The sequence below is a fragment of the Halobaculum sp. EA56 genome, assembly GCF_051195075.1.
Classification (GTDB): Archaea; Halobacteriota; Halobacteria; order Halobacteriales; family Haloferacaceae; genus Halobaculum.
In genome coordinates this window covers 1-3,383 of sequence record NZ_JBNTJX010000057.1, presented here as the reverse complement: position 1 = coordinate 3,383, position 3,383 = coordinate 1, and the positions used below count along the sequence as shown (strand labels likewise).

Annotated in this window: 4 protein-coding genes; 2 read left to right on the top strand and 2 right to left on the bottom strand. The window is 61.0% G+C overall.

Features of this window, described 5'->3' with window-relative positions:
• Positions 1-407: 407 nt before the first annotated feature.
• Positions 408-1,082 carry a helix-turn-helix domain-containing protein gene (locus ACQUQ1_RS21810; protein WP_435066304.1) on the bottom strand — a complete coding sequence of 225 codons (675 nt, stop codon included), beginning with the start codon at positions 1,080-1,082 and terminating at the stop codon, positions 408-410.
• Between the two features lie 112 nt (positions 1,083-1,194).
• Between ACQUQ1_RS21810 and ACQUQ1_RS21805 the strand changes: the two genes are divergently transcribed.
• Positions 1,195-1,962 (top strand): ABC transporter ATP-binding protein, encoded by a 768-nt coding sequence (locus ACQUQ1_RS21805; protein ID WP_435066303.1) that lies wholly within the window; start codon positions 1,195-1,197, stop codon positions 1,960-1,962.
• Complete coding sequence (locus ACQUQ1_RS21800; protein WP_435066302.1) at positions 1,959-2,675, top strand: ABC transporter permease; 717 nt, start codon at positions 1,959-1,961, stop codon at positions 2,673-2,675. Before ACQUQ1_RS21805 ends, ACQUQ1_RS21800 begins: the two co-directional genes overlap by 4 nt.
• Positions 2,676-2,952: 277 nt before the next feature.
• Here ACQUQ1_RS21800 and ACQUQ1_RS21795 read toward each other — a convergent pair.
• Positions 2,953-3,383 (bottom strand): hypothetical protein (locus tag ACQUQ1_RS21795; protein ID WP_435066301.1); only part of this gene is annotated, 431 nt, incomplete at its 5' end.

Sequence of the window (3,383 nt, the reverse complement as noted above, 5' to 3'; positions counted from 1 at the left end):
CACGAAGAACACGGTCATCCGTCGAAGTATCTCTACCCGGCCCTCCACGAGGAGTTCGGTGACAATATTGACTGGGAATACATCTGCCAGTGCAACTGTGGCGGTCATATCCTCCGCGTCCACGTGTGAGGCGTTATCATTCCCGCATTTCGAACGACCCACCTATGAATCCGAGATTCGAGTAGACAACCGTCTCAGTAGGGTGATGATCGACAGTAGCACCTCTACGGTGCCGTCGTGATACTTCCTGATCACCTACCCATCTATCGGCAGCGCTTTTAGCGATCCAGAACACCGCTCGGTGAATCGGCAGATCAAGGTCTGCACAATCAGGCTTCTCCCGCTTCAACGCCTTTGATCTCGCAAACCAACTCGACGCCGACTAGTGGTTGTGCGTGGGTGTATGTTCAGTCACGAGAGGTGACCGGGCCGCGCATCGCGGCGCGAACGAGTTTCGCTTCGGCCTTCTGCAGGTGTTCTGTTACCGTATTAGGAGCACAGCCGAGACGCTCGGCGATGTCCGCATGGGTGGCGTTTCGTGGACTCTCGTAGTACCCCAACTCCAGTGCCGCCGTGACGGTCGCTCGCTGACGCTCGCTGAGCGTCCTCGTTGGAGCAGTCGCCTCGTCGGGAAATGTCCCTATCGAATGGACGTCAACCTCGAATCCGGCCGGAACGGCGTCGATCATCGATTGCAGTACCTCCGATTCGCCGACGATCCGGAACTGCGCCGTTCCCTCGCGGTAGACAACCGGCGTGGCGACGATCAATCCCATCCGGGAGATCGAGTCGACGACTTGCTGGAAGAGTGGTGCCTCGGACGGCCGGCCGACCACGAGCATGTAGAAGCGATCGTCGTCAACGCGAGTGATATCGAACCCGACGACGACGGACGAATCGCCGACCTCTCCGGCAAACGCGTCCGCATCCCCGTCCACGGCGTACAACGCTGTCAGCGCATCCTCGGTGGAGGCGTTCCACTCTAAGAGGCGGGCCTCGTCCACGTGGGGAGAATCCGCGACGAGGCGGAAAAACCGCGGTGCGCCCGGCGGCGGCGCGCCCACGAGTTCGAGATACCGCATAGACGCACGTTGCCCGCATTTCAACTTAAACCATACGAGTATACTCTGCACAACTGTTTCCCAACGTCCAGTCGTTGTTTCAGCTATGCCGAACACCGAACCCTCGCTCGCCGTGGAGGGACTCCGGAAGGAGTTCGGAGCGACGACAGCGCTCGACGGCATCGATCTGTCGATCGACGGGGCAGGCATTCTCGGCATCGCGGGACCGAACGGATCCGGGAAGACGACGCTCATCCATTGCCTGTTGGGCCTTGTTTCGCCTACCGCCGGCGAAGCCCGCATCGCGGGAACGCCGCCGACGTCGTTCGACGCCGACGACCGGCGGCGGATCGGGTACATGCCACAACACACCGCCGTCTACGACGGCCTGACCGTGCGAGAGAACGTCGCCTTCTTCGCGCGGTTGTACGGCGTCGATGACCGAGCGACCGCCATCAGCCGTGCGCTCTCGTTCGTCAATCTCGCTGACCGGGCCGACAGTCCTATCGGCGAACTTTCGGGGGGCATGATCCGTCGGACGAGCCTCGCGTGTGCCCTCGTCCACGACCCGGATGTGCTGTTCCTCGATGAACCCACGGTCGGCCTCGATCCGAAACTGCGCGCTTCGATGTGGGAAGGGTTCCGAAAGCGCCGCGAGGACGGCGCGCTCGTTGTCGTCTCGACGCACTACCTCGATGAGGTGAAACACTGCGACCGCGTGCTCTTTCTCCGCGAGGGGCGCGTTCTCACGGTCGATTCGCCCGGTGGCGTTCTCGACGCCACGGGAACTGATGAACTGGAGGCTGCGTTCCTCGCCCTGTTGGATGATGACGGGACAACTCCCTCCAACACGAACCCACCATCATCTACTGCCGCGACGAACGGAGGTGCAGGGTCTTGAACGGGACGCTGCCGGTGGCGGGACGCATCCTGCGGACGCTCCGGGGCGACCGCCGGACGCTCGGCATGGTGATCGTCGTGCCGGCGTTCGTCCTCTACCTGCTGAGCGAGGTATTCCCGCGACCGGGGCCGGTCGCGCCGATCGTTCTCGCTGTCGTTGTGTTCTTCCTGACGTACCTGCTGACTGCCATCGGATTCCTGCGGGAACGGACCGCCGGGACGCTGGAGCGCGTTCTCGTCGCGCCCGTCTCCCGGTCGGGACTTGTCCTCGGATACGTGCTCGGGTACGGCGTGCTGGCGACCGTCCAGTCGCTCGTGCTCCTGGGGGCAGCCATCGTGTTTCTTGACGTCGGGTTCAGCCACGGCATCGAACTATTCTTGCTTGTGGAGTTGCTGGGCGCGCTGACCGCACTCGGCATCGGCATCGTCCTGTCGTTGTTCGCCGAAAACGAGTTCCAGGCCATCCAATTTATCCCGGTCGTCATCACGCCACAGGTCATCCTCGGCGGGACGTTCCTCCCGGTCGAACAGTTGCCGACCTACCTCGAATGGCCGGCACGCACGATGCCGGTGACCTACCTCATCGAGGCGATGCGATACGTCGTCCACGGTGAGGGGACGGTTGCGGAGTTCCGGATCGCCATGCTCGCACTCGCCGCGTTCGCGCTCGCGTCAGTAATCGTGGCCGGCGCGATGGTTCGCCGAGCAGGGTAGCACCCAGAGCGCTAACGGCCAGCACCTAATGAACGGCTGTTCCGTCAATTTTGAAATGAAATGACCGGTGCCTAAGTGCTGCATGAATTCTCTGCATCGGTCACGCCCTTTCTATCAGGTGTTGATACTATTTTCTCTCCGTTGAAGTGACCAGACCCACAAGAACAGGTTTGAAACACCACTTATACCGTTGTCTGGATTAGTGTGGGGTTGGAAGAACCGGCCTACTGTGGTTGATTCCGGTGTCCGGAACCGTCTGGTGGGCTGAGCCACTTGGTCAACTGACGCCTCGGAAGATGTAGAGATCAAGCGGCGTTCCTTTTGTGGTCGGAACACCCGATTCAGGTCCTCCAGTAGTTCGCCCTGGGTTGAGGGCGTTCCTGGTGTCTTCGAGGGTCACGCCTTCTTCCTCTTCAACCACGGTAGTACTGGTACATGACCGTCCTCTGTTGTCAACTGGGTCCTTGGCTGGTTCCCCGAGTTGCTTGGAGTGTTCTTGATTCGGATCGAGCTGAGAGAGATACGCACCCAAATTCCTCGTCTCGACTGGCGCAGAACTCCCTGTCCATGCATCCGGGACGACTCCGACGAGTTTGAGCGGATCCATCCGAGCTAGGTGTCGGGCCGATTTCAGGTGATCGTTGGCGAGGACCCACCCGCCTGATTGGAGGTTCCCCGCCACGATAGCTTCTTCTAGCAGCCCGGCGT